This is a genomic window from Mycoplana sp. 10N416 (genome assembly GCF_056394765.1).
The window spans coordinates 274,264-295,764 of sequence record NZ_JBFTIM010000002.1 but is presented as its reverse complement, the minus strand read 5'-3'; the positions used below and the strand labels follow the sequence as shown (position 1 = coordinate 295,764).

Sequence of the window (21,501 nt, the reverse complement as noted above, 5' to 3'; positions counted from 1 at the left end):
GCATATTCGGACAATCGCCGCCATGGGGCGTTCGACGACGGCAGCCGGGCCGCCGTCGCAAGCACTCCATCAGGCGTGGTAGGCGGCCTCGCCGTGCGAGGACAGATCCAGGCCCTGGCGTTCCGATTCGACCGTTACGCGCAGACCGACGACCGCGTCCACGACCTTGTAGAGGATGGCGGAGACGATCCCGCACCAGGCGATGGTGATCACCACGGCGGTCAGTTGGGTCATGAACTGCGAGGTGATCGAAAAATCCGCTCCGCCGGTGCCGCCGAGCCAAGGTGCCGTGAAGATTCCGGTACCAAGCGCGCCGATGAAGCCGCCGACGCCGTGGACGCCGAAGACGTCGGCGGTGTCGTCATAGCCGAACTTGTTTTTCACGACGGCGACGAAAAAGTAGCAGGCCGGCGAAACGAGCAGCCCGAGCGCGATGGCGCCCATCGGACCGACCGAGCCGGCGGCCGGGGTGATGACAACGAGGCCGGCGATCATGCCTGAAGCAGCACCGAGCAGCGATGCCCTGCCGCGGGTGAAGCTCTCGACCAGCGACCAGGCGAGGATGGCGGCTGCGGTCGCCACGAAGGTGTTGACGGTGGCCAGCACCGCTCCACCCGAGGCCTCGAGGTTGGAGCCGGCGTTGAAGCCGAACCAGCCGAACCACAGCATGGCGGCGCCGACGAGTGTCAGCGTCAGCGAGTGCGGCGCCATCATGTCCTTGCCGAAGCCGGTGCGCTTGCCGACCATGATCGCGCCGATCAGGCCCGCCACCCCGGCGTTGATATGCACGACGGTGCCGCCGGCGAAATCAAGCGCGCCCATGTTGAAGATAAGGCCGTTGCCGTCCCAGACCATGTGGGCGATCGGGAAGTAGACGAAGGTGGCCCAGAGCAGCGTGAAGAGGATGACGGCGGAGAACTTGATGCGCTCGGCGAAGGCGCCGATGATCAGGGCCGGGGTCAGCGCCGCAAACGTCATCTGGAACAGCATGAAGAGGTATTCCGGAATGACGACGCCGTCGGAGAAGGTTGCGGCCGTGCTGTCGACCGAGATGCCCGCCAGGAAGATCTTGGCGAAGCCGCCGAAATAGGGGCTGGTCGAGCCGCCGAAGGCGAAGGAATAGCCGTAGGCGACCCAGACGATCATCATCATGGCGCCGATGACCGTGCACTGCATCAGGAGCGACAGCATGTTCTTGGCGCGAACGAGGCCGCCATAGAACAGCGCGAGGCCCGGGATCAGCATGAAGAAGACAAGCAGCGTGGACAGGAACATGAACACGGTGTCGGCCTTGTCCGGAACCGGGGCGGCCGCTGCGGCTTCCGTCGCCGCAGGGGCGGTTTCCTGTGCGAAGGCGACGACAGGGGCGAGAAGTGCTGCTGCGGCGGCGCCCAGGCGGGCAACCATGCTGGAAAGAGTATGCGATGACATTGACGGTGCTCCCTGATCTGCCGTGCTTACAGTGCTTCGGAATCGGTTTCGCCGGTACGGATGCGCACGGCGTGGTCAATCGAGTAGACGAAGATCTTGCCGTCGCCGATCTGGCCGGTCTTGGCGGCGGTGGCGATTGCCTCGACGGTCCTGTCGGCAATTTCGGTCGGAACGGCGACCTCGATCTTCAGCTTGGGGAGAAAACTCACCGCATATTCGGTGCCGCGATAGATTTCCGTGTGCCCCTTCTGCCGGCCGTAACCTTTCACTTCAGTCACGGTCAGGCCCTGGATGCCCACTGCGGTGAGAGCTTCTCGCACCTCATCGAGCTTGAACGGCTTGATAATCGCCATCACAATTTTCATCTGGTTTCCATCCTTCGTGCTTGCCACGGCCGAAGCCGTTCCCGCTGCCGCAAGCATGTCGCTACAGCTGCTGGGCATACACATTCAAGGAGTGTGCCAGATTCGAGTGGTTACTTTAGGTATTTGATAAATATGCGTTTTTTACAAGGAGCTTGACGAGCGGTAGTGAATTGCTGCGGCATACGCCTAAAAAAACGGCGATTGTGTGCGGATGCGCTAAAATTAGTCAGCCGCCTTCTTGCGGATCAGGCCCTCCTGCGCCACCGAGGCGATAAGTTCGCCGGAGCGGCTGAAAAGGCTGCCGCGCGTCAGTCCGCGCGCGCCCGATGCCGAGGGGCTGTCCTGTGCGTAGAGGAGCCAGTCGTCGAGCGCGCAGGGGCGATGGAACCACATGGCGTGGTCGAGGCTCGCGACCTGGAGCGTCCGGTCGAAGACGGAGGTTCCATGCGCAAACAGCGCCGTGTCCAGCAGCGTCATGTCGGAGAGGTAGCCGAGAACCGCCGCCTGGAGGTGGCGCGCATCCGGAACCGGCCCGGTTGCGCGCACCCAGACATTCTGGGTCGGCAGCAGCTTTTCCGGCGACAGGTAATGCGTCAGTTCCACCGGCCTTAGCTCGATCGGCCGGGGGCGTTCCCAATACTCGCGGATGTTCTTCGGCGCCTGGGCGAGGAAGCGCTCGCGGATCTGCTCCTCGACAAGCAACTCCTCCGGCGGCGGCACGTTCGGCATCGGGATCTGGTGGTCGAAACCGGCCTCATCGAGGTGGAAGGAGGCCGTCATGAAGAAGATCGGCCGGCCGTGCTGGACGGCAATGACGCGCCGCGTCGTGAAGGCCGCGCCGTCGCGAACGCGGTCGACGTCGTACAGGATCGGCACCGTCGGATCGCCGGGGCGGACGAAATAGGCGTGCAGCGAATGGACGAAGCGGTCGTTTCCGACGGTCCCGCAGGCCGCCACCAGCGCCTGCGCGATCACCTGACCGCCGAACACGCGCTGCCAGCCGACCTTCGGGCTACGCCCCCGGAAAAGGTTCACCTCCAGCGGTTCCAGATCCAGCGTCGAAAGCAACTCCTCCATCGGTGAACGGGTCTCGACCGAGCGTGACATTTGGGCATTCTCCCACGGTAGGAAACTACGGTTTCGTCCTCTATATAGACTGCTCGGGTTGCTCAAGGGGCAGGGAGAAGCGCAATGATCGACGTTCTTGTAGCGGGCGGCGGATATGTCGGGTTGTCACTGGCCGTGGCGCTGAAGACAGCAGCTCCGCATCTCAGGGTCGAGCTCGTCGACGGCGCGCCGGCCGAAGCCTGGAAGCGTGACGAGCGGGCATCGGCGCTCGTCGCCGCCGCGCGCAACCTGCTCGACGTGCTCGGCGTCTGGGACCAGATCGCACCGGAGGCAGAACCGATCCGGCGGATGGTGATCACCGATTCGCGCACCGCCGATCCCGTCCGCCCCGTGTTCCTGACCTTCGAGGGCACCGGTTCCGAAGACGACAGCTCACCGTTCGCCCACATGGTGCCCAATCGTGCGGTGACCGGCAGCCTGCTTGCTGCCGCTGATCGGCTGGCTCTGCCGGTTCATTGGGCAACGTCGGCGGTGGACTTCTCCACCGGTCCGCACGCGACCGAGGTGCGCCTTTCCAACGGCGAGACCGTGGAGACCCGCCTGCTGGTGGCCTGCGACGGCGTCCGCTCGAAGCTGCGCGATATTGCCGGCATCAAGACCATCCGCTTCGATTACGGCCAGTCCGGTATCGTGACCATGGTGGAGCACGAGCGACCGCACGAGGGAACCGCGGAGGAGCATTTCCTGCCGTCCGGCCCGTTTGCGACGCTGCCAATGACGGGCAACCGCTCTTCGCTCGTCTGGACAGAACGGACGGAAGACGCCAATCGCCTCGTCGCAGGCGACGACCTGGTCTTCGAGGAAGAACTGGAGCGCCGGTTCGGCCACAAGCTCGGCGCGCTCAAGATCGTCGGCGGCCGCAGGGCCTTCCCGCTCGGCCTGACGCTGGCCCGCTCCTTCATCGCGCCGCGCTTCGCGCTCGCCGGCGATGCCGCGCATGGCATCCATCCGATTTCCGGCCAAGGCTTGAACCTCGGCTTCAAGGACGTGGCGGCGCTGGCCGAGACGATCGTGGAGGCGGACAGGCTGGGGCTGGACATCGGTTCGCTCGCGGTGCTGGAGCGCTACGAGACGTGGCGCCGCTTCGACACGTTCCGCATGGGAGTGACCACGGATGTGCTGACCCGGCTTTTCTCCAACGACATCACGCCGGTGCGGGTGGTCCGCGATCTCGGGCTCGGGATCGTCGATCGCCTTCCGGGGCTGAAATCGTTCTTCATCCGCCAGGCCGAAGGGCTTTCCGGCAGTGACCAGCCGCGCATGCTGATCGGTCAGCCGATCTGAGCATTCCTTCGGGCAGCTACTCGACGATCTTCCAGTAGGAATCCTTGCGGATCACCTTGCCGTTGCGAAACGTGTAGAAGTCGCAGCCATGGACTTCGGTTCGCCGTCCCTCGCGGGAGGTGCCGGTGAGGAGCCATTTGGAGATGCCAGTCTCGGCGTCCGCATCGACGAAGTGCTCGGCATTGGCATAATGGACGTCCGGCAAGCCTTCGAAGCGTGTGGCCAGCGCTGCTGCAACTTGTTCCTTGCCTTGGAAACGAGAGCCCCAGGGCTTGTCTCCCCTCGGCATTTCAAGGACGCAATCGTCGGAGAAGAACGCGATGATCCGGTCGAGATCATGTGCGTTGAAGGCCTCGCACAGTCGCTCCAGTGTCGATCGAATGTCCATCGCCTGTCTCTCCCTGTTACGGGTGTCCGGCGTCAATCCTTCAGTTCCCGTGCCTCCGACACGAGCATGATCGGAATGCCGTCGCGCACCGGATAGGCGAGTTTCGCCCGCTCGGAGACCAGTTCGCCGGCCTCCGCGTTCCAGGACAGCCGTCCCTTCGTCAGCGGGCAGACGAGCAGTTCCAGCAGCTTCGGATCGACGTGATGCGTCTTGTTGTCCATGGTATGGCCCTACTGAAGGCGTGTGTCGACGTCGCCGAAATCGCGGGCCAGCACGATCTCGGTGATCGCGATCAGCGTTTCGGCGCGGGTCTTGAGATCGGGCGCCTCGAGCAGTGCCTGCTTCTCGGCGGGGCCGTAGGGCGACATCATCGACATGGAGTTGACGAGCGTCGTGTTGCTGGCACGCTCGACGCTCTCCCAATCCGCCTCCAGCTTGTTGGCGTCGAGATAGGCACGAAAGGCGGAAAGCAACGCCTCGCGGTCGACGCCGCGCTCGTCGTCGGCCCCGGAAAGATCGCTGATGAAGGGGGCAATCTTGAAGCAGCGGTAGGCCTTGGTCGTGCGCACTTCGCTGATCAGCCGGTAGCGACACACCCCGGTCAGTGAGGTGATGTAGCGCCCGTCGCCGGTCTCGGCGAAGGAGGTGATGCGGCCGATGCAGCCGACCCGGCAAAGCGCTGGCGCCTCCGCCGACGGATCGGATTCGACATGGTCGCCGAAGACCGGCTGGACCATGCCGATCAGCCGACCGCCGGCAAGTGCGTCGTCAAACATGGAAAGATAGCGCGGCTCGAAGATGTTGAGAGGCAATTGCCCGCCCGGCAGAAGCAGGGCGCCCGTGAGCGGAAATACAGGAATCGTCCCGGGCAGGTCGTCCGGTTTCAGATAACGCGCATTTCCGACATGCATTTTCTCGCCTTCCCCTTGCATTTTGCGGCGTCCGGAGTGCGGGCCGGACAGCCACGATGCCTTTGAAATGGGGTTTGCGGCGGATTTCTCAAGATGTCGAGGGGCGATCGATCAGGAAAACAGGATCGAAGAGAGCTTGCGCCGGGCAGCGATTGTCGCCGGATCCTTCGGCCCCCACACCTCGAAGAACTGGAGAAGCTCCCGCCGGGCCGCATCGTCCTCGAAGGTGCGATCGCGCTTCATGATCATCAGCAGATGGTCGGCAGCCGCCTCCCGGTCGCCTTCGACATTGCGGATCTTGGCGAGGTTCAGACGGGCGGCGTGGTCATCCGGGTTGACGGCAAGCGCTTGCTCCAAGGCTTGCGGGTCACCGAGCTTGCGGGCCTCCTCGATCTGATCGAGCTGCTTCAGCACGGCGGCGATCGCTGGATCCTTCGCCATTTCCTCGGTGGCGGATGCAAGCGCCTGACGGGCGTTTTCGTGCTGGCCGGCGGCAATCATGCACTGGGCCATGCCCGCGAGGGCCGCGGCACTGTCAGGGTCCGCCTGCAGGATGGCGCCGAAGAGATCGGCCGCGCCGGCAATGTCGTTCTGGTCCAGAAGCGCTTTTGCCTCGCCGAGAACGGCTTCCAGCTCCGCCTTCTGATCCGCACCGGCGGGGCCTGCGACCTTGTCGATGAAGGCGCGCACCTGACTTTCCGGCAAGGCACCCATGAAGCCGTCGGCCGGGCGGCCGCCGACGAAGGCGATCACGGCGGGAATCGACTGGATGCCGAGCTGGCCGGCGATCGACGGGTGATCGTCGATGTTCATCTTGACGAGCTTCACGCGGCCGGCGGCTTCCTTGACCACCTTCTCGATGACGGGCGTCAACTGCTTGCAGGGGCCGCACCAGGGCGCCCAGAAATCGACGAGCACCGGCTGCTGGCGCGAGGCATCGATAACGTCCTTAGCGAAATTCGCGGTCGTCGTGTCCTTGATCAGGTCGGCCGCGGGGGCGCCGCCATAGTTGACGGCCGCGTTCATCTGTCCGCCGAACGATGTCGCATAGGGATTGTCGCTCATCATCTTCTCCTCACGGACCATCGCCCGACTTCAATCGAATTTCGCCAGAAGATCGTATGTCAGGCGGTCACTTTCAAGACAAGCGGCTCGTGGCCCGTCGCCTCGATGAAACGGAGCAGGTCCTTCGATCCGATCGAGGTGGTCGCGTCGTTCCGCAAGGGGTGCGCGTTGATGATGTCGTAGGCCATCAGGTCCGCGTCGATGATCACCTTCACATTCAGGCCGGTGTCGTTGATGACGCCAAAGGCGGTAACCGAACCGGGGATGACGCCGAGATATTCCATCAGCTTTTCCGGCTTGCCGAACGAGACGCGGCTCGCCGCGCCGATGACGCCATGGATCGTCTTCAGGTCGACGGTCGCGTTCTCCTCCACAGTCAGAAGGAAAAAGTTGTCCTTCTTGTCCTTGAGGAACAGGTTCTTCGTGTGACCGCCGGGGATTTCGTCGCGCAGCGCCACCGATTCGGCGACCGTGAAGACCGGTTCATGATTCTTCGTCGTGTGCTTAATGCCGAGGCCGTCGAGGAAGGCGAAAAGCTCCTCTTCGGTCTTCGGCCGCCGTGCGTCGCGCTGCATGTCCATGTCTGATCCCACTGGTGTCCCGCTTCTGTCCATTGCCCGGTTCAGCATCTCGCGATGGACCGGCTGGCTTGTATTGTTGCTTAAAACCTATCGCAAGCAGAGGCAACGGGCGTTGCGCCGGGCACGCGTCGCGGCAGCGGCCGGATTTCAGGTCTTCTGCGGTCCGATCGAAAATTTCTGGAAAATCTCGTCATTTCCCTGTTGCATTTGAAAAACGCTTGGGTCATATACCGCCCGTCGCCGCAACGCAGCGACCTTCGGCCACCGACTACCCCAGGCCGTCGACGATGAGCGGGTGTAGCTCAGGGGTAGAGCACAACCTTGCCAAGGTTGGGGTCGGGCGTTCGAATCGCCTCACCCGCTCCATTTTCTCCTAAAGAAATCAATCTTTATTGCCGCGATGTCTTGGAGAGCTCGAATGGGTTTTCTCGTGTCGCCACCCTGTCGCCACCGTCAACTGGAGTCAAAGGGGCAAGCCTGTTATTCGTCATCAACCATCGGCTGGAGGTGGAGATGTACGAATTTCTGATCGAGCTTTACCACGTTACTGTGAAAAACCTCCCCGAACTGAAGTTCGACAAGCGCAGCGAGGTGCACCGCACGCTTGTGTCACTCTATTCCTCTATTATCGAACTGACGAGCGCTGCCCTGCAAATCAGGGAGGCTGGCGGCTATACCGGGATGGACATTCTCCTCCGCTCAGCGATTGAGGCCCACGTTGACCTCATTAACCTCGCCAACGACGATGACTATCTGAACGTCATGCTCGCGGCCTACCACAAGGAATGGATTAAGCTGGCGGATGACGGCGTGAACGGCGAGAACTCCTTCCTTGCCTATTTCAAGGACAGCCCGGAAGCTCAGGCGAAGCTTGACGAGCACAAGGCCGAACTGGCCAAGCTTAGGAAAACGGTACACATCTCGACGAACCTTCAGAAATTCCAGAAGGCGGGCATGGAGAATGAGTACCGTTCCATCTACAACAGCCTTTGCAACGACAGCCATAATAACCTACGTTCGCTTACCAGCAGGCATTTCCGGCCGCGCGAGGGCGGAACTCTAGACTTGGTGATATTCGACAAACCGACCCGTGAAGACCTTGCGGCCACGATTGACACGTTCATCGTCACCTTGAGCACCTCGAACCAGCTTATGCACGACTACTTCAAGTCCAAACCTGAGGTAGTCGAGGAGATGGACTGCTACCGCCGCCATCGCGAGGAGAAGGGATTGTCGTGGGTGGATGACTTGGTGGTTTAGCCACGCACAGTCGCCAGCGAGAAATATTCCCCGCTGCTCATGCCGGCGCGCATGTCTTCTGGGTACGTGCTGTCCACGCCGTACACCTTCTCTCGCGCTTGGGCGATAGTCATGCGGTTCCATCCCTCTGCGACCTGCTTAGGCGGAAGCGCTTTTCGAACTGCTATTTGGCCAATGGTCGACGCAGTTCGTCGCCTGCATCATCTCCGGGCCGCAGTTCTCGCCGCTATCGACACGACTTGGCTGCGCGTCGTTGCGCGATGTTGGTCGCCGGAAGTTCGATGCCCCAAGCGGAAACATTGGTGGAAACCTCCAATTCCGTCGCAGATGGGGAGCGATGAATTTGACTTTTGTCTCCTAGTATTTTCAATGCGTTGGCGACTCCGGCAGGAGGCCGAGCCACCGGAGATCCAAGGCATAATTTTTAGGGGATGACTTAAATGTACCGCAAATACTTGTTCGCAGCATCGACCGCGCTTCTGGCAACTGTCAGCGCGGCCCATGCGCAGGAATTGATTAAGCTGGGCATGGTTGCCGAACTTTCCGGACCAGGCGCGCCCGCCGGCACCAACTGGCGTGATGGTATCAAGATCGCAGCCGAGGAAATCAACGCCGAGGGCGGCATTCTCGGAAAGCAGGTCGAGGTCGGCGAATACGATACCCAGACCGATCCGCAGGTTTCGCGCGCCATGGTCCAGAAGGCGATCGATGACGGCGCCTATGCGATCCTCGGCACGATCTATTCCGGCTCGACGATGGTCAACATGCTGGTTGCGCAGCAGAACAGCATTCCCCAGTTCGTTGGCTCGGAGGCGCCGAGCATCGTGGAGAAGGGCAATCCGTTCGTCTTCCGCACGTCGTCCGGCGCGCAGAAGGGGGTTCCGGCGCTGACGAATTATTTCACCGACACGCTGAAGGCGAAGAAGGTGGGCGTGGCCTGGCTCAACAACGAGTTCGGCAAGGGCGGTCATGACGTCTTCGTTGAAGAAATGAAGAAGGTTGGCATCGAGGTCGTCGTCGACGTCGCTTCGGAACAGGCGCAGACCGATTATGCCGCCGACGTTGCCAAGCTCAAGGAAGCCAACCCCGAGGCCGTCTTTGTCTACATGAACCAGGAGGAATCCGCACGCTTCCTGATCGAGGCGAAGAAGCAGGGCTTGGCCATGCCGCTCGTCGGCGAAGTCACGTTGACCGAGGCCAAGGTCGTGGAACTGGCGGGGGCCGCCGCCGACGGCGCAATCGCCCATGTCGGCGTCACCGCGACTGCGACCGAAGTGCCGGGCATTGCGGCCTTCACGACGAAGTTCGAGGAGACTTTCAAGCGCAAGCCGACCCATGATGCCATCAAGGGCTATGTCGGTGCCTGGACGACCAAGTACGTCACCGAGATGGTGGGTGACCTCAACGGCGAGGCCTTCTCCGAAAAGATGCGCGGACTTTGCCTGACTGCGGCAGACCACCCGAAGATTCTGCTCGACACCTGCTGGGATGACAGGGGCGAAATGTCCCGTCCGAGTTTCATGGTTCAGGTCAAGGACGGCGCGCCGGCGGTCATCGGTACGGTTCCGGCCAACTGATCAACCCTTTCCCGCCGCGGCGAGCACGCTCGCCGCGGCCTTCGGAAGAAGACGCGATGTCCCAGTTCCTACAGGTCCTTCTGTCCGGTTTGGCGACCGGCTCCATCTACGCGCTTGTCGCGATCGGCTTTACCCTCGTCTGGCAGGCGGCACAGACGGTGAATTTCGCCCAGGGGGAATTCGTCATGCTGCCGGCCTTTTTCGTGCTGGCGGGAATGAGCCTTTTCGGCTTGCCTTTTTGGACCGCATTGCTGTTCGGTCTTGCTGTTTCGGTCGTGGTGCTCGGGCTGATGTTCAAGAAGCTCGTCGCGGAGCCGATCCTGCCGCACGGGGGCATTACGCTGATCATTGCGACGATGGCCCTCGGCATCCTGCTGAAGGAAAGCGTGAAGGAATTCTACTCCGCGGAAGCACAGCCGTTCCCGTCAATCTTTCCGAATGACCCGATCGATGTCTTCGGTGCCGTCCTCTCGATGCAGGATATCCTCAATCTCGTGCTGTCGCTTGCGATTGTCGTGGCGCTGACGTTGTTCCTGAACCGGACGCGCACGGGCCGTTGCATGCAGGCCACCGCACAGAATCCCGCCGTCGCCGAAATTCTGGGCGTCAATGTGAAGCGCATGATCCTCTACGCCTTCCTGATCAACGGGGCGCTGGCGGCACTTGCCTCGTTCCTGATCACCCCGGTCTATCTGGCCAAATTCTCGAACGGCGAGACACTTGGCCTGATCGCCTTCATCGCTGCAATCGTGGGGGGCTTCAACCAGATTCGCGGCGCGCTTGTGGGCGGCCTGCTGATCGGCGTCCTCGACAATCTCACCGCAGCCTACATCACGGCCGAATATCGTGCGGCACTGCCGCTTGTCCTTCTGATCGGCATCATCCTCGTCAGGCCACAAGGGATCATGGGGACATCGGAAGGCAGGGCTGTCTGATGAACGATCGCAGGCGCACTCTCTTCATTCTGGGACTTCTCGCCCTCGCCATCGCGGCGCCAATCGGGCAAGGCAACTACATCATCTACGTGCTGACCTCGTGGCTCGTTTTTGCCATCGCCGCCATGGGACTCAACCTCACGCTCGGATATGCCGGCCAAATCTCATTGGCACAGGCCTCGTTCATGGCGATCGGTGCCTATGTGACGTCGCTGCTGACGCTTGCCGGCTGGCACTGGCTCCTGACGCTGCCACTCGCGCTCATAGCCTGTTTCGTCGTTGGCCTCCTGCTCGGTTACCCGGCCTTGCGGGTGAAGGGTCACTTCCTGGCCTTCGTCACGCTCGYCTTCAACACGCTGGTCTTCCTGGTGCTGCGAAACGAGGACTGGCTGACCGGCGGCTCCTATGGGCTCGTCGGCATGCCGCGGCCGGATTTCGGCCTGTTCTCGACGATGAAGCAGTTGCACTTCTACTACTTCACGCTGGGCGTAACCGTGCTGGCCGCGTTGGCAATGTGGGGCATCGTCCGTTCGCCGTGGGGACGCGCCTTCAAGGCGCTGCGGGAAAACCCCATCCGCGCCGAAAGCCTCGGCGTCGATACGCGACGCATCACCCTGCTCGCCTTCGCCATCGGCTCGGCCTTCGGCGGGTTGGCCGGCACCCTGATTGCGCCGCTCGTGCAGTTCATCGAGCCGGGATCGTTCGGACTTGCCCATTCGCTTCGCATCCTGTTGATGGTCGTGGTCGGCGGCTCCGGCTATTTCTTCGGACCATTCCTGGGCGCGGCCGTGGTGATCCTGCTGCCGGAGGTGCTGCGTTTCACCGAGGGGTATTACCTGATCATCTACTCGGCGCTCGTCATCGTGATGCTGGTGTTCGTGCCTTCCGGATTGATCGGCGTGTGGGGGCGGTTGCGTGAAAAGTTCTGGCCTCGACACCAGGTTCGGGCCGACATGAAAGAGGGGGCGGGCCTGAAATGAATGCGCCAGTCCTATCCGTCCGCGATATCAAGAAGAGCTTCGGCGGCATCACGGCCGTGAACGGTGTCTCGTTCGACGTGCACAAGGGGGAAATCCTTGGCCTGATCGGCCCGAACGGCTCGGGCAAGTCGACACTTTTCAACTGCATCCTCGGTCAACTCCCGCCCGATGGCGGCGACGTCGCGGTCAACGGCAAGAACGTTTCCGGGATGCGCGCCTCCGAGCTCAACAAGCTCGGCGTCGGTCGGACCTTCCAGCAGCTGTCGGTGTTCCCGAAGATGTCGGTCCTCGACAACGTCATACTTGCCGGCCAGGAACACCACGGCAGCATGTTGTCGCGACTCTTCGGGCCTGGCGATGCCGGCCTGACCGCCGAGGCCGAGAAGTTGATCGCCTTCTTCCGCCTTTCCCATCTCCGCGACACGCTGGCCGGTTCGCTGTCCTATGGCCAACAGAAGCTGGTCGATGCGGCGATGGCCTTCATGGCGGGGCCGAGCCTCGTGCTGCTCGATGAGCCGGCGGGCGGCGTGAACCTCACCATGCTCGCCGGTCTGAAGGAGCGTCTGACGGCCTACAATGCCGAGCATGGCACGACTTTTGTCGTGATCGAGCACAACATGGAGTTTGTCATGAGCCTTTGCACCCGCATCATCGTGCTGGCCGAAGGCAGCATCATCGCGGAAGGCACGCCGGAGGAAATCCGCGCCAACCAGACCGTCATCGACGCCTATCTGGGGGGCTGACGATGCTTGAACTGAAGAATGTCCACGGCGGTTACGGCAAGATCACGATCCTGAACGGCGTGTCGTTTTCGATCCCGAAGGGCTCCATCACCACGGTGATCGGACCGAATGGGGCCGGTAAGTCCACCGTCTTCAAGGCCATCTTCGGCCTGCTCAACATCCAGTCCGGGCAGGTTCTGCTCGACGGAAAGGACGTGACGAAAAATACCCCGCGGCAGATGATCGGCCATGGCGTCACCTACGTGCCGCAGGGACGCAATGTGGTGCCTCAACTGTCCGTCTACCACAACCTGGAACTCGGCGGCATCACCGCGCCGGATCAGGCGCAGGTGCGTCAGCGCATCGAGACGGTCATGGACCAGTTCCCGATGCTGCGGCAGTTTCGCGACCGCAAGGCGATCGAGCTATCGGGCGGGCAGCAAAAGCAGCTCGAAGTGGCGCGCGCGCTGCTGCTCGATCCGAAGCTGATCCTGATCGACGAACCTTCGATCGGCTTGTCGCCGAACCTCGTCCAGGAAGTCTTCCAGACGCTTATCCGCCTGCGTGATCGAGGCGTCACCATTCTGATGGTTGAGCAGAACGCCAAGTCGGCGCTGGCGATGTCCGATTACGGTCTGGTCCTGGAACTCGGGCAGACGCGCATGCACGACAAGGCGGCAAAGCTACTTGCCGATCCGCGTGTAGGACAGCTTTTCCTTGGTGGCCACGTCGGTGGGGAGACTGCCGAGAGCTGAACTACGGCGGATGCCCAGGTGCAAGGGAGCCGGACGGGCCCCTGGTGGGCGGATGTGTTTGCCCCGGCCTTTTGGGCTCCCAGAGCCGGCGATGGTGTGCGCCACAAGGTAGGGGCGCGGCTCCTTGGATCCGTTGTTCGTCGGGCCGTGGCGCGCTCGTGACCGGCATAGCCTGTGAAAATAGTTTCCGGCGGCGGGCGTTGAATTCGCAGCCAATGTGTGTATTTCTTTTGTCGACACAGAGTTTGACAAATGACTGAAAAACTGGCGACACCAAACCTGGAACGCAAGCGCGGATCTGGCGTAAAACTTGTCTACGACATCTTGCGCGACGAGATACTCGATCTCGTGCTGCCGCCCGGCAGCCCGATCGACGAGGTGCAGTTGGCGGAGCGCTTCGAGATGTCGCGCACGCCGATTCGCGAGGCGCTGGTGCGCCTGGCGGGCGAGGGGCTGATCGATACGCTGCCCAACCGGTCGACCATGGTGTCGAACATCGACTTCCTCAATATGCACACCTTCTTCGATGCGCTGGTGTTGATGTACCGGGTCACGACGCGGCTGGCGGCACAATACCATCGCCCGGAGGACCTGGTCGTGATTCGCGGCTTCCACGAGGAATATGCCGCGGCGGTCGAGGCGAGGGATGCGCTGGCGATGATCGCCACCAACGCCGCCTTCCACTCGGCCATCGCCGATGCGGGCCGCAATCCCTATTTCACGAGCCTGTTCCGCCGGCTGCTGGATGAGGGGCGGCGGATCCTGCGCCTCTACTACCAGTCCTACGAAGAGCAATTTCCGCAGCGCTTCATTGACGAGCATGCCGAGATGATTGCGGTGATCGCCGCGCGTGACATGGAGGCTGCCGACCGCCTGGCGAAGGCACATGCGGACCAGATCGTCTCTCAAATCCAGAAGCTTTTTACCCGCAAGGAACGGCTGAACATCACGCTCTGATGTTTTGTGCATTTCTTGTCGACAAATAAAATACAAGTGCTATTATCCCTGTCGAAGGCGATGAGACACCGACGCCATTGGCGCGCCAAAGTTGCCCGATCGACAGCCTAAAGAGGAGTTTACAATGAAGACCGAGATTTTTTTCGGCGTGATCCCCGCGCTGATGACCCCTTGCAAGGAAGACCGCACCCCCGACTTCGACGCGCTCGTCCGCAAGGGCAAGGAACTGATCGAAAAGGGCATGTCGGCCGTCGTTTACTGCGGCTCCATGGGTGACTGGCCGCTGCTGACCGATGCGCAGCGCATGGAAGGCGTCGAGCGTCTGGTGAAGGCCGGCGTTCCGGTCGTCGTCGGCACGGGTGCCGTCAACACCGCGACGGCCGTGGCGCATGCCGCTCACGCCCAGAAGGTCGGCGCACAGGGCCTCATGGTCATCCCGCGCATCCTGTCGCGCGCTTCGATCGTCTCCGCCCAGAAGGACCATTTCAAGGCGATCCTGGCGGCCGCTCCGGACCTTCCGTCGGTCATCTACAACAGCCCCTATTACGGTTACGCCACCCGCGCCGACCTGTTCTTCGCTCTGCGCGAAGAGCACCCGAACCTCATCGGCTTCAAGGAGTTCGGCGGTGCGGCCGACATGCGCTATGCGGCCGAGCACATCACCAGCCGCGATGACGACGTCATCCTGATGGTCGGCGTCGACACCTGCGTGTTCCAGGGCTTCGTCAACTGCGGCGCGGTCGGTGCGATCACCGGCATCGGCGTCGTGCTGCCGAAGGAAGTCCTGCACATGTGCAACCTGGCACGCGCCGCCGCCGCTGGCGACGTGGAAGCCCGCCAGCGCGCGCTGGAGCTGGAACAGGCGCTCGCCGTCCTCTCCTCCTTCGACGAAGGTCCGGACCTGGTCCTCTACTTCAAGCACATGATGGTGCTGAAGGGCGACAAGGAATACACGCTGCACTTCAATGCGACCGACGCGCTCTCCGAGAGCCAGCGCGGCTATGTCGAAGCCCAGCTCAAGCTGTTCGACACCTGGTACGCCGAGTGGAGCAAGCTCCCGGGCGCCGTGCAGAAGTACAAGGCCTGAACCGAGGCCACCTATCCTTTGCAAGAAGGCTCTCCCTCGGGAGGGCCTTTTTTCGTTCTGGAGGACACGGAGAAGGCGACCGCGGAGGGACAAAAAACCCCGGCCTGGACGATGCCTAGACCGGGGTCAATTGTGGCGACAGCGCAAAACCTGCGCCGGCTACTTAGGCAATGGCGTCAAGCCCGAGCGCCAGGAGGCGGTCGAGCTGCTCCACCTCGGCGCCAGTCAGGGTAATGCCCTCGGCCTGCGATTTCGCGCGCGCGACATAGCGGCGCTGCGAGGGCAAGCGGGCACCCTGGCCGACGATCGCCTCGAACAGCACCTCGGCGCGGGCGAATGGATCGCCGGCACGGCCTGCGGCAAAAGCTTCCGGCGAGAAGGCGAGGATCAGTTCGCCGTGGAAGGGGGACAGCGTCGTCGTGCCGAGGTAGTCCAGCACTTCCGGGCTGGTCAGGTCGCCGATCATGATGCCGGCAAGCAGTTCGACCATCGTGCCGATGGCCGAGCCCTTGTGGCCGCCGAACGGCAGCATGGCGCCGGCGAGCGCCGCTTCCGGATCGGTCGTCGGCTTGCCGTCCGCGTCGATCGCCCAGCCGTCGGGAAGCTGCTTGCCCGCCCGCCGGTGCAACTCGATCTCACCGCGCGCGGCCACCGAGGTGGCAAAGTCGAAGACGTAGGGCGACTTGCCCGGACGCGGCCAGCCGAATGCGAACGGATTGGTCCCGAGCAGCGGCTTGTTGCCGCCGGTCGGCGCGACGGTCGCATAGCTCGGGCACATGACGAGCCCGGCAAGGCCCTGGGCCGTTACCGCCTCGACCTCGGGCCAGAGAGCCGAGAAATGCGTGCAGTCGTTGATGACGAGAGCCGCCAGGCCGCAGGCGCGGGCGCGCTCTGCCAGGGCCGGCACGCCGAGCTCGACCGCCGGATTGGCAAAGCCGCCCTTCGCGTCCACCTTGACGATGGCCGAGCCTTCCGTCACCGTCAGTTCCGGCACCGCATCCGGCTTGACCTTGCCTGCCTTGACCGTGCGCAGGGCGCCCTCGATCCTGTAGATGCCGTGCGACTTGCAGGCATCGCGTTCCCCGGCGACGATCACCCGGGCGACCGCACCCGCCTGAACCTCGTTGAGCCCGCCCTTGCGGAAGATCTCTTCGACGCGCTTGGTCAGGGCCTCGATTGTGAGGATGGTGTCTTGGCTCATTACAGCTTCCTTTCGTGCGTCATGCGGTGTGGCTGTCGCTTGATCGGAAGTGCGCGGCACTGCCGAGACAAGCGTTGCAATCATGTGGACATGTTGTATGCATGATGGGGTGAAAGATGCAAGTGCCGGGCCAGCGTGCCGGTTAGTCCCCCATCCCGTGGCCGAGGCACAAGACACGAAGGATCCCAAGACATGCCTTATACCCCCAACGGCAAACACCTGATCGCTGGCGAATGGGTCGCCGGTGAACAGACCTTTACCTCCGCTCCGGCGCATGGTCCAGCACATCGCTTCTCTGCCGGAACCGTTGAACTGGTCGACCGCGCCTGCCAGGCTGCCGAACAGGCTTTCTGGAGCTACGCCGCCACCTCGCGGGAAGCGCGCGCTGCGTTCCTCGATGCCATTGCCGAGGAAATCGAGGCCCGCGCCGAGGCGATCACCGAAATCGGCACCCAGGAAACCGGCCTGCCAGAGGCGCGACTGCAGGGTGAACGCGGCCGCACCGTCGGCCAGTTGAAGCTTTTCGCCGAGCATATTCGCAAGGGCGACTACCTCGATCGCCGGCGCGCACCGGCGCAGCCCGACCGGCAGCCGGCACCGCGGCCGGAGATCCTGATGGTGCAGCGCCCGATCGGGCCGGTGGCCGTCTTTGGTGCCTCCAATTTCCCGCTCGCCTTCTCGACGGCCGGCGGCGACACGGCGGCGGCTCTCGCGGCCGGCTGCCCCGTCGTGGTCAAGGGACATTCGGCCCATCCCGGCACCGGCGAGATCGTCGCCGAAGCGGTCCTTGCGGCAATCGAAAAGGCAGGCATGCCGAAGGGGGTCTTCTCGCTGATCCAGGGCGGCAAGCGCGACGTGGGTCACGCACTAGTGCAGCATCCGAAGATCAAGGCTGTGGGCTTTACCGGCAGCCTCGCCGGTGGTCGTGCGCTGTTCGACCTGTGTGCCGCACGGCCCGAGCCGATCCCCTTCTTCGGCGAACTGGGCAGCGTCAATCCCATGTTCGTTTTGCCGCATGCCGTTGCCGCGCGTGCTGAATCGCTCGGACAGGGTTGGTCGGCTTCGCTGTCCATGGGGGCTGGCCAGTTCTGCACCAACCCCGGCATTGCCGTGGTGATCGATGGCCCAGATGCCGACCGTTTCGTCGACGCGACGAAGGCCGCACTTGCGCAGGTGGCTCCGCAGACCATGTTGACCGACGGCATCGCCTCGGCCTACCGCGAGGGACAGGAGCGGCTTCTGGCGAGCAATTCGGTGCAGGCGACGCTGGTGACGCGCTCCGAGGGACGCCAGGCGTCTCCCAACCTGTTCGAGACGAAGGGGTCTGACTTCCTCGCCGATCATGGTCTGGGCCAGGAAGTCTTCGGTCCGCTCGGCCTTATCGTGCGGGTGAACTCGCTCGACGAGATGCTTCGCCTTGCCGGCTCCTTCGAGGGACAACTGACGGCGACCTTGCACATGGATGACGCGGATGTGGACGCGGCCCGCCGTTTGCGGCCCGTGCTCGAGCACAAGGCCGGCCGCGTGCTGGTCAATGGCTTTCCGACGGGCGTCGAAGTGGTGGACTCCATGGTCCATGGCGGCCCTTATCCGGCCAGCACCAACTTCGGAGCGACCAGCGTTGGCACCATGTCGATCCGCCGTTTCCTCCGCCCGGTTGCCTACCAGAACATGCCGGCTGAAATTTTGCCTGAAGACCTCTTGGCCTGACGGCCAATAAGGCCTAGTAACCCTCCGGCTCTGCCGCGATGGATGAATGACGGTGTCCATGGAATGCATTTGGCGTTCCATGGCGCTTTTCCGGTGCAAGGAAAGTGGTTGGAATATCAACCACCTGCATTCAAAATGTATACAACAAGTATTTTTTATGTTGATTTTTAAGGCGCCATTATGATTATGGCGCCTTTCTGGCACCCGTAATTGCCTATGAAGGGAGAGACGTATGAAACTTTCAACCGTGATGGCTGGCCTCGTGGCCGCAACCTGCATGGTCTCCGCGGCCAAGGCCGACAAGCTGGACGATGTCATTTCCTCGGGCACGCTGCGTTGCGCCGTGGTGCTCGACTTCCCGCCGATGGGCTCGCGCGACGAGAGCAACAACCCGATCGGCTTCGACGTCGACTACTGCAACGACCTTGCCAAGTCGCTGGGCGTGACCGCCGAAATCGTCGAGACGCCGTTCCCCGAGCGCATTCCTGCGCTGATGTCCGGCCGCGTCGACGTCGGCGTCGCCTCGACCTCCGACACGCTGGATCGCGCCAAGACCGTCGGCATGACCATCCCGTACTACGCCTTCGAGAACTCGGTCGTTGCCAGCGAGAAGGCTGACTTCACCACTTGGGAAGGCATGAAGGGCAAGGTCGTCGGCGCCACCGCCGGCACCTATGAAGCGATCTGGCTGGAAGGACAGGTCAAGGCTTGGGGCGAGGGCGAGTTCCGTCCCTACCAGACCCAGGCCGACGTCTTCCTCGCACTGAGCCAGGGCCAGCTGGATGCCACCGTCTCGACCACCGAAGTGGCGAATGCCAACGTGAAGTCCGGCAAGTTCCCGGGCATCAAGATCGTAGACAAGGCGCCGATGGTACCGGACTACGTGGCCCTCTTCACCAACCGCGAAGAGTACGGCTTCATCAACTACCTGAACCTGTTCATCAACCAGCAGGTTCGCAGCGGCCGCTACGCCGAGCTTTACAAGAAGTGGGTTGGCGAGGGCGAGCCGGCCAACCTGACGGTAAACGGCGTCTATCGCTAAGCTGACCGTTCGCTGGCGGCGCGGGGGACAGTCCCTCGCGCCGCTGCTCCTTTCCAAGAGGTGAGACGGTAATGTTCAGCTACACCTTTCAATGGAAGCAGGCGTTCAAGGCGCTGCCGCAGATGCTCGACGGCGCCCTGGTGACGCTGCAGATTGCGCTGCTCTCCATGGCCATCGGCCTGGTGATCGCCATGGCTCTGACGCTGTTCCGTCGGTCGGGCAATCGCATCCTCAGCGGTTTCGCCACCGCCTGGGTCGAGGTCGCGCGCAACACGCCCGCACTGTTCCAGATCTACATGGCCCATTTCGGGCTTGGCAATTTCGGCATCCACCTGAGCCCCTTCACGTCGCTCCTGGTCGGTATCGCCTTCAACAATGCCGGCTACCTGGCGGAAAACTTCCGCGGCGCGCTCAAGGCAATCCCCGACACCCAGACGCGCGCGGGCCGGTCGCTCGGCATGAGCTCGCTGCAGGCGTTTCGGCTGATCGTCATGCCGCAGATGCTGCGCATCGCCTTCCTGCCGGTCACCAACCAGATGGTCTGGGCGATCCTGATGACCTCGCTTGGCGTCACCGTCGGCATGAACACCGATCTCGCCGGCGTCACGCAGGACCTGAACGCCCGTACGTTCCGCACCTTCGAGTTCTTCGCTTTGGCCGCGGTGATCTACTACGTCATCGCCAAGGCCGTCACGCTGGGCGCCCGGGCGTTTGCCTCGCGCATGTTCCGCTACTAAGGAGAGGTGAGTGATGTTTGATACTGCCCTCACCTGGGGTGACCTGGTCTTCCTCGCGCAGGGCGCGGGGATGACGCTCGCGGTCACCGCCATCTCGGTCGCCGCCGGCACGGTGCTCGGGGTCCTATGCGGGGTGATCCGCTTCCAGTTCGGGCCCTACTGGTCCGCACCGTTGACCTTCGTGCTCGACGTGTTCCGATCCGTGCCGCTGCTGATCCAGCTCGTGCTCGGCAATGCCTTCCAGTCGATCGCCAAGCTCGGCTGGCCTCCGTTCACGACCTCCTGCGTGGTGCTGTCGCTCTATACGGCCGCCTACTGCACCGAGATCGTCCGCGGCGGCATGTCGTCGGTGCCGGTGACCACCCGCCGGGCGGCCCGCTCGCTCGGCATGACCTGGTGGCAGGACATGCGCTACATCGTGGCGCCGCTCGCCACCCGCGTCTCGCTGCCGGCCTGGATCGGCCTGGCGCTCAGCGTGATGAAGGACTCCGCACTCGTGCTCTGGCTCGGCCTGATCGAGCTGCTGCGCGCCTCGCAGATCCTCGTCACCCGCCTGCAGGAGCCGCTGTTCATCCTGCTGATCTGCGGCGCCATCTACTTCATCATCAGCTTCCCCATCGCCCGGCTCGGCGGGTATCTCGAGAAACGGTGGTCTCCCAATGATTGAGATTGAAAACGTCCGCAAATCCTTCGGCGAACTGGAGGTTCTGAAGGGAATCGACCTGACCGTCAACAAGGGCGAAGTGCTGACCGTCATCGGCGGCTCCGGTTCCGGCAAGTCGACGCTGCTCACCTGCATCAACGGCCTGGAGCCGATCGATGCCGGCCGGATCGTCATCGACGGCACCGACGTTCATGCCAAGGGCACCGACCTCAACAAGCTGCGCCAGAAGGTGGGCATCGTGTTCCAGCAGTGGAACGCCTTCCCGCACCTGACCGTGCTGGAAAATGTCATGCTCGCGCCGCGCAAGGTTCTCGGTCTGTCGAAGGCCGATGCTGAGGCCGTCGCCGTCCGGCAGCTGACCCATGTCGGTCTCGCCGAAAAGCTGTCGGTCTATCCGAACCGCATGTCGGGCGGCCAGCAGCAGCGCATGGCGATTGCCCGGGCGCTGGCGATGTCGCCGGAATACATGCTGTTCGACGAAGTGACCTCGGCGCTCGACCCGATGCTGGTCGGCGAGGTTCTCGATACGCTGCGGATGCTCGCATCCGAAGGTATGACGATGATCTGCGTCACCCACGAGATGAAGTTCGCGCGCGAGGTTTCCGACCGCGTCGCCTTCTTCCATCAGGGCATCATGGCCGAGATTGCTCCGCCGGAGCAGCTGTTCGACGCGCCGCAGCACGCTGAGACGAAGAAGTTCCTGGCTGCGACGCATTGAGGG

General features: G+C 62.8%; 23 protein-coding genes and 1 tRNA gene. 15 read left to right on the top strand and 9 right to left on the bottom strand.

Annotated elements, in window-relative coordinates; all coding sequences use genetic code 11:
• Nucleotides 1-69: 69 nt before the first annotated feature.
• The 3 genes from AC1DDS_RS05725 to tesB form a co-directional block, all read right to left on the bottom strand.
• Nucleotides 70-1,431, bottom strand: a complete 1,362-nt coding sequence (locus tag AC1DDS_RS05725) for an ammonium transporter (RefSeq protein ID WP_477478001.1) — start codon at nt 1,429-1,431, stop codon at nt 70-72.
• Between the two features lie 26 nt (nt 1,432-1,457).
• The gene (locus AC1DDS_RS05720; RefSeq protein ID WP_477478000.1) at nt 1,458-1,796 is read right to left on the bottom strand and encodes a P-II family nitrogen regulator; all 339 of its coding nucleotides are present in this window, start codon (nt 1,794-1,796) and stop codon (nt 1,458-1,460) included.
• A gap of 222 nt (nt 1,797-2,018) precedes the next feature.
• Nucleotides 2,019-2,903, bottom strand: coding sequence for an acyl-CoA thioesterase II (gene tesB / locus AC1DDS_RS05715; RefSeq protein WP_477477999.1), 885 nt, complete (start codon nt 2,901-2,903; stop codon nt 2,019-2,021).
• Nucleotides 2,904-2,987: 84 nt separating this feature from the next.
• Between tesB and AC1DDS_RS05710 the strand changes: the two genes are divergently transcribed.
• A complete protein-coding gene (locus AC1DDS_RS05710) occupies nt 2,988-4,208 on the top strand; it encodes a ubiquinone biosynthesis hydroxylase (RefSeq protein ID WP_477477998.1) in 1,221 nt (406 codons plus the stop codon).
• A 16-nt stretch (nt 4,209-4,224) separates the two neighbouring features.
• Here AC1DDS_RS05710 and AC1DDS_RS05705 read toward each other — a convergent pair whose 3' ends face one another.
• From AC1DDS_RS05705 to AC1DDS_RS05685, 5 genes are all read right to left on the bottom strand, one after another.
• Nucleotides 4,225-4,596 carry a nuclear transport factor 2 family protein gene (locus tag AC1DDS_RS05705; RefSeq protein WP_477477997.1) on the bottom strand — a complete coding sequence of 124 codons (372 nt, stop codon included), beginning with the start codon at nt 4,594-4,596 and terminating at the stop codon, nt 4,225-4,227.
• Nucleotides 4,597-4,628: 32 nt separating this feature from the next.
• Nucleotides 4,629-4,817: a Trm112 family protein gene (locus AC1DDS_RS05700; RefSeq protein ID WP_477477996.1), complete on the bottom strand. Its 189-nt coding sequence runs from the start codon at nt 4,815-4,817 to the stop codon at nt 4,629-4,631.
• A 9-nt stretch (nt 4,818-4,826) separates the two neighbouring features.
• A complete protein-coding gene (locus tag AC1DDS_RS05695; protein WP_477477995.1) occupies nt 4,827-5,507 on the bottom strand; it encodes an LON peptidase substrate-binding domain-containing protein in 681 nt (226 codons plus the stop codon).
• A 111-nt stretch (nt 5,508-5,618) separates the two neighbouring features.
• On the bottom strand, nt 5,619-6,572 hold the full coding sequence (gene trxA / locus AC1DDS_RS05690; RefSeq protein ID WP_477477994.1) for a thioredoxin: 954 nt from the start codon (nt 6,570-6,572) through the stop codon (nt 5,619-5,621).
• A 59-nt stretch (nt 6,573-6,631) separates the two neighbouring features.
• Nucleotides 6,632-7,153 carry a prolyl-tRNA synthetase associated domain-containing protein gene (locus AC1DDS_RS05685; RefSeq protein WP_477477993.1) on the bottom strand — a complete coding sequence of 174 codons (522 nt, stop codon included), beginning with the start codon at nt 7,151-7,153 and terminating at the stop codon, nt 6,632-6,634.
• A gap of 291 nt (nt 7,154-7,444) precedes the next feature.
• Here AC1DDS_RS05685 and AC1DDS_RS05680 point away from each other — a divergent pair.
• The 9 genes from AC1DDS_RS05680 to AC1DDS_RS05640 all read left to right on the top strand — a co-directional run bounded on the left by AC1DDS_RS05680 (nt 7,445) and on the right by AC1DDS_RS05640 (nt 15,426).
• Nucleotides 7,445-7,519: transfer RNA gene (locus tag AC1DDS_RS05680), tRNA-Gly, on the top strand.
• Between the two features lie 147 nt (nt 7,520-7,666).
• A complete protein-coding gene (locus AC1DDS_RS05675; RefSeq protein WP_477477992.1) occupies nt 7,667-8,413 on the top strand; it encodes a DUF5677 domain-containing protein in 747 nt (248 codons plus the stop codon).
• 440 nt (nt 8,414-8,853) lie between these two features.
• Nucleotides 8,854-9,990 (top strand): ABC transporter substrate-binding protein, encoded by a 1,137-nt coding sequence (locus AC1DDS_RS05670; RefSeq protein WP_477477991.1) that lies wholly within the window; start codon nt 8,854-8,856, stop codon nt 9,988-9,990.
• Between the two features lie 56 nt (nt 9,991-10,046).
• Nucleotides 10,047-10,925: a branched-chain amino acid ABC transporter permease gene (locus AC1DDS_RS05665; protein WP_477477990.1), complete on the top strand. Its 879-nt coding sequence runs from the start codon at nt 10,047-10,049 to the stop codon at nt 10,923-10,925.
• On the top strand, nt 10,925-11,905 hold the full coding sequence (locus AC1DDS_RS05660) for a branched-chain amino acid ABC transporter permease (protein WP_477477989.1): 981 nt from the start codon (nt 10,925-10,927) through the stop codon (nt 11,903-11,905). Before AC1DDS_RS05665 ends, AC1DDS_RS05660 begins: the two co-directional genes overlap by 1 nt.
• Nucleotides 11,902-12,648, top strand: a complete 747-nt coding sequence (locus AC1DDS_RS05655; RefSeq protein ID WP_477477988.1) for an ABC transporter ATP-binding protein — start codon at nt 11,902-11,904, stop codon at nt 12,646-12,648. Before AC1DDS_RS05660 ends, AC1DDS_RS05655 begins: the two co-directional genes overlap by 4 nt.
• Before the next feature lie 2 nt (nt 12,649-12,650).
• Nucleotides 12,651-13,382 carry an ABC transporter ATP-binding protein gene (locus tag AC1DDS_RS05650; RefSeq protein WP_477477987.1) on the top strand — a complete coding sequence of 244 codons (732 nt, stop codon included), beginning with the start codon at nt 12,651-12,653 and terminating at the stop codon, nt 13,380-13,382.
• Between the two features lie 252 nt (nt 13,383-13,634).
• Nucleotides 13,635-14,339 carry a GntR family transcriptional regulator gene (locus AC1DDS_RS05645; RefSeq protein WP_477477986.1) on the top strand — a complete coding sequence of 235 codons (705 nt, stop codon included), beginning with the start codon at nt 13,635-13,637 and terminating at the stop codon, nt 14,337-14,339.
• Between the two features lie 124 nt (nt 14,340-14,463).
• Nucleotides 14,464-15,426, top strand: coding sequence for a dihydrodipicolinate synthase family protein (locus AC1DDS_RS05640; protein WP_477477985.1), 963 nt, complete (start codon nt 14,464-14,466; stop codon nt 15,424-15,426).
• 163 nt (nt 15,427-15,589) lie between these two features.
• Here AC1DDS_RS05640 and AC1DDS_RS05635 read toward each other — a convergent pair whose 3' ends face one another.
• Nucleotides 15,590-16,627, bottom strand: a complete 1,038-nt coding sequence (locus AC1DDS_RS05635) for an Ldh family oxidoreductase (protein WP_477477984.1) — start codon at nt 16,625-16,627, stop codon at nt 15,590-15,592.
• Nucleotides 16,628-16,819: 192 nt separating this feature from the next.
• Between AC1DDS_RS05635 and AC1DDS_RS05630 the strand changes: the two genes are divergently transcribed.
• From AC1DDS_RS05630 to AC1DDS_RS05610, 5 genes are all read left to right on the top strand, one after another.
• Entirely contained in the window at nt 16,820-18,337 is a 1,518-nt protein-coding gene (locus AC1DDS_RS05630) for an aldehyde dehydrogenase (NADP(+)) (protein ID WP_477477983.1), read from the top strand.
• A 232-nt stretch (nt 18,338-18,569) separates the two neighbouring features.
• Nucleotides 18,570-19,379 (top strand): ABC transporter substrate-binding protein, encoded by an 810-nt coding sequence (locus AC1DDS_RS05625; protein ID WP_477477982.1) that lies wholly within the window; start codon nt 18,570-18,572, stop codon nt 19,377-19,379.
• A 71-nt stretch (nt 19,380-19,450) separates the two neighbouring features.
• A complete protein-coding gene (locus tag AC1DDS_RS05620; RefSeq protein ID WP_477477981.1) occupies nt 19,451-20,116 on the top strand; it encodes an amino acid ABC transporter permease in 666 nt (221 codons plus the stop codon).
• 13 nt (nt 20,117-20,129) lie between these two features.
• Nucleotides 20,130-20,783, top strand: a complete 654-nt coding sequence (locus AC1DDS_RS05615) for an amino acid ABC transporter permease (protein ID WP_477477980.1) — start codon at nt 20,130-20,132, stop codon at nt 20,781-20,783.
• The gene (locus AC1DDS_RS05610) at nt 20,776-21,498 is read left to right on the top strand and encodes an amino acid ABC transporter ATP-binding protein (protein ID WP_477477979.1); all 723 of its coding nucleotides are present in this window, start codon (nt 20,776-20,778) and stop codon (nt 21,496-21,498) included. Before AC1DDS_RS05615 ends, AC1DDS_RS05610 begins: the two co-directional genes overlap by 8 nt.
• Nucleotides 21,499-21,501 lie beyond the last annotated feature (3 nt).

Excerpts from the sequence above, each read along its gene's own strand:
- AC1DDS_RS05695 (WP_477477995.1), bottom strand. The coding sequence starts at position 5,507 with ATGCATGTCGGAAATGCGCGTTATCTGAAACCGGACGACCTGCCCGGG.
- AC1DDS_RS05705 (WP_477477997.1), bottom strand. The coding sequence starts at position 4,596 with ATGGACATTCGATCGACACTGGAGCGACTGTGCGAGGCCTTCAACGCA.
- AC1DDS_RS05650 (WP_477477987.1), top strand. The coding sequence starts at position 12,651 with ATGCTTGAACTGAAGAATGTCCACGGCGGTTACGGCAAGATCACGATC.
- AC1DDS_RS05725 (WP_477478001.1), bottom strand. The coding sequence starts at position 1,431 with ATGTCATCGCATACTCTTTCCAGCATGGTTGCCCGCCTGGGCGCCGCC.
- AC1DDS_RS05670 (WP_477477991.1), top strand. The coding sequence starts at position 8,854 with ATGTACCGCAAATACTTGTTCGCAGCATCGACCGCGCTTCTGGCAACT.
- AC1DDS_RS05625 (WP_477477982.1), top strand. The coding sequence starts at position 18,570 with ATGAAACTTTCAACCGTGATGGCTGGCCTCGTGGCCGCAACCTGCATG.
- AC1DDS_RS05635 (WP_477477984.1), bottom strand. The coding sequence starts at position 16,627 with ATGAGCCAAGACACCATCCTCACAATCGAGGCCCTGACCAAGCGCGTC.
- AC1DDS_RS05675 (WP_477477992.1), top strand. The coding sequence starts at position 7,667 with ATGTACGAATTTCTGATCGAGCTTTACCACGTTACTGTGAAAAACCTC.
- AC1DDS_RS05655 (WP_477477988.1), top strand. The coding sequence starts at position 11,902 with ATGAATGCGCCAGTCCTATCCGTCCGCGATATCAAGAAGAGCTTCGGC.
- AC1DDS_RS05640 (WP_477477985.1), top strand. The coding sequence starts at position 14,464 with ATGAAGACCGAGATTTTTTTCGGCGTGATCCCCGCGCTGATGACCCCT.
- tesB (WP_477477999.1), bottom strand. The coding sequence starts at position 2,903 with ATGTCACGCTCGGTCGAGACCCGTTCACCGATGGAGGAGTTGCTTTCG.
- AC1DDS_RS05710 (WP_477477998.1), top strand. The coding sequence starts at position 2,988 with ATGATCGACGTTCTTGTAGCGGGCGGCGGATATGTCGGGTTGTCACTG.
- AC1DDS_RS05720 (WP_477478000.1), bottom strand. The coding sequence starts at position 1,796 with ATGAAAATTGTGATGGCGATTATCAAGCCGTTCAAGCTCGATGAGGTG.
- AC1DDS_RS05620 (WP_477477981.1), top strand. The coding sequence starts at position 19,451 with ATGTTCAGCTACACCTTTCAATGGAAGCAGGCGTTCAAGGCGCTGCCG.
- AC1DDS_RS05685 (WP_477477993.1), bottom strand. The coding sequence starts at position 7,153 with ATGGACATGCAGCGCGACGCACGGCGGCCGAAGACCGAAGAGGAGCTT.
- AC1DDS_RS05700 (WP_477477996.1), bottom strand. The coding sequence starts at position 4,817 with ATGGACAACAAGACGCATCACGTCGATCCGAAGCTGCTGGAACTGCTC.
- trxA (WP_477477994.1), bottom strand. The coding sequence starts at position 6,572 with ATGAGCGACAATCCCTATGCGACATCGTTCGGCGGACAGATGAACGCG.
- AC1DDS_RS05615 (WP_477477980.1), top strand. The coding sequence starts at position 20,130 with ATGTTTGATACTGCCCTCACCTGGGGTGACCTGGTCTTCCTCGCGCAG.
- AC1DDS_RS05645 (WP_477477986.1), top strand. The coding sequence starts at position 13,635 with ATGACTGAAAAACTGGCGACACCAAACCTGGAACGCAAGCGCGGATCT.
- AC1DDS_RS05665 (WP_477477990.1), top strand. The coding sequence starts at position 10,047 with ATGTCCCAGTTCCTACAGGTCCTTCTGTCCGGTTTGGCGACCGGCTCC.
- AC1DDS_RS05630 (WP_477477983.1), top strand. The coding sequence starts at position 16,820 with ATGCCTTATACCCCCAACGGCAAACACCTGATCGCTGGCGAATGGGTC.
- AC1DDS_RS05610 (WP_477477979.1), top strand. The coding sequence starts at position 20,776 with ATGATTGAGATTGAAAACGTCCGCAAATCCTTCGGCGAACTGGAGGTT.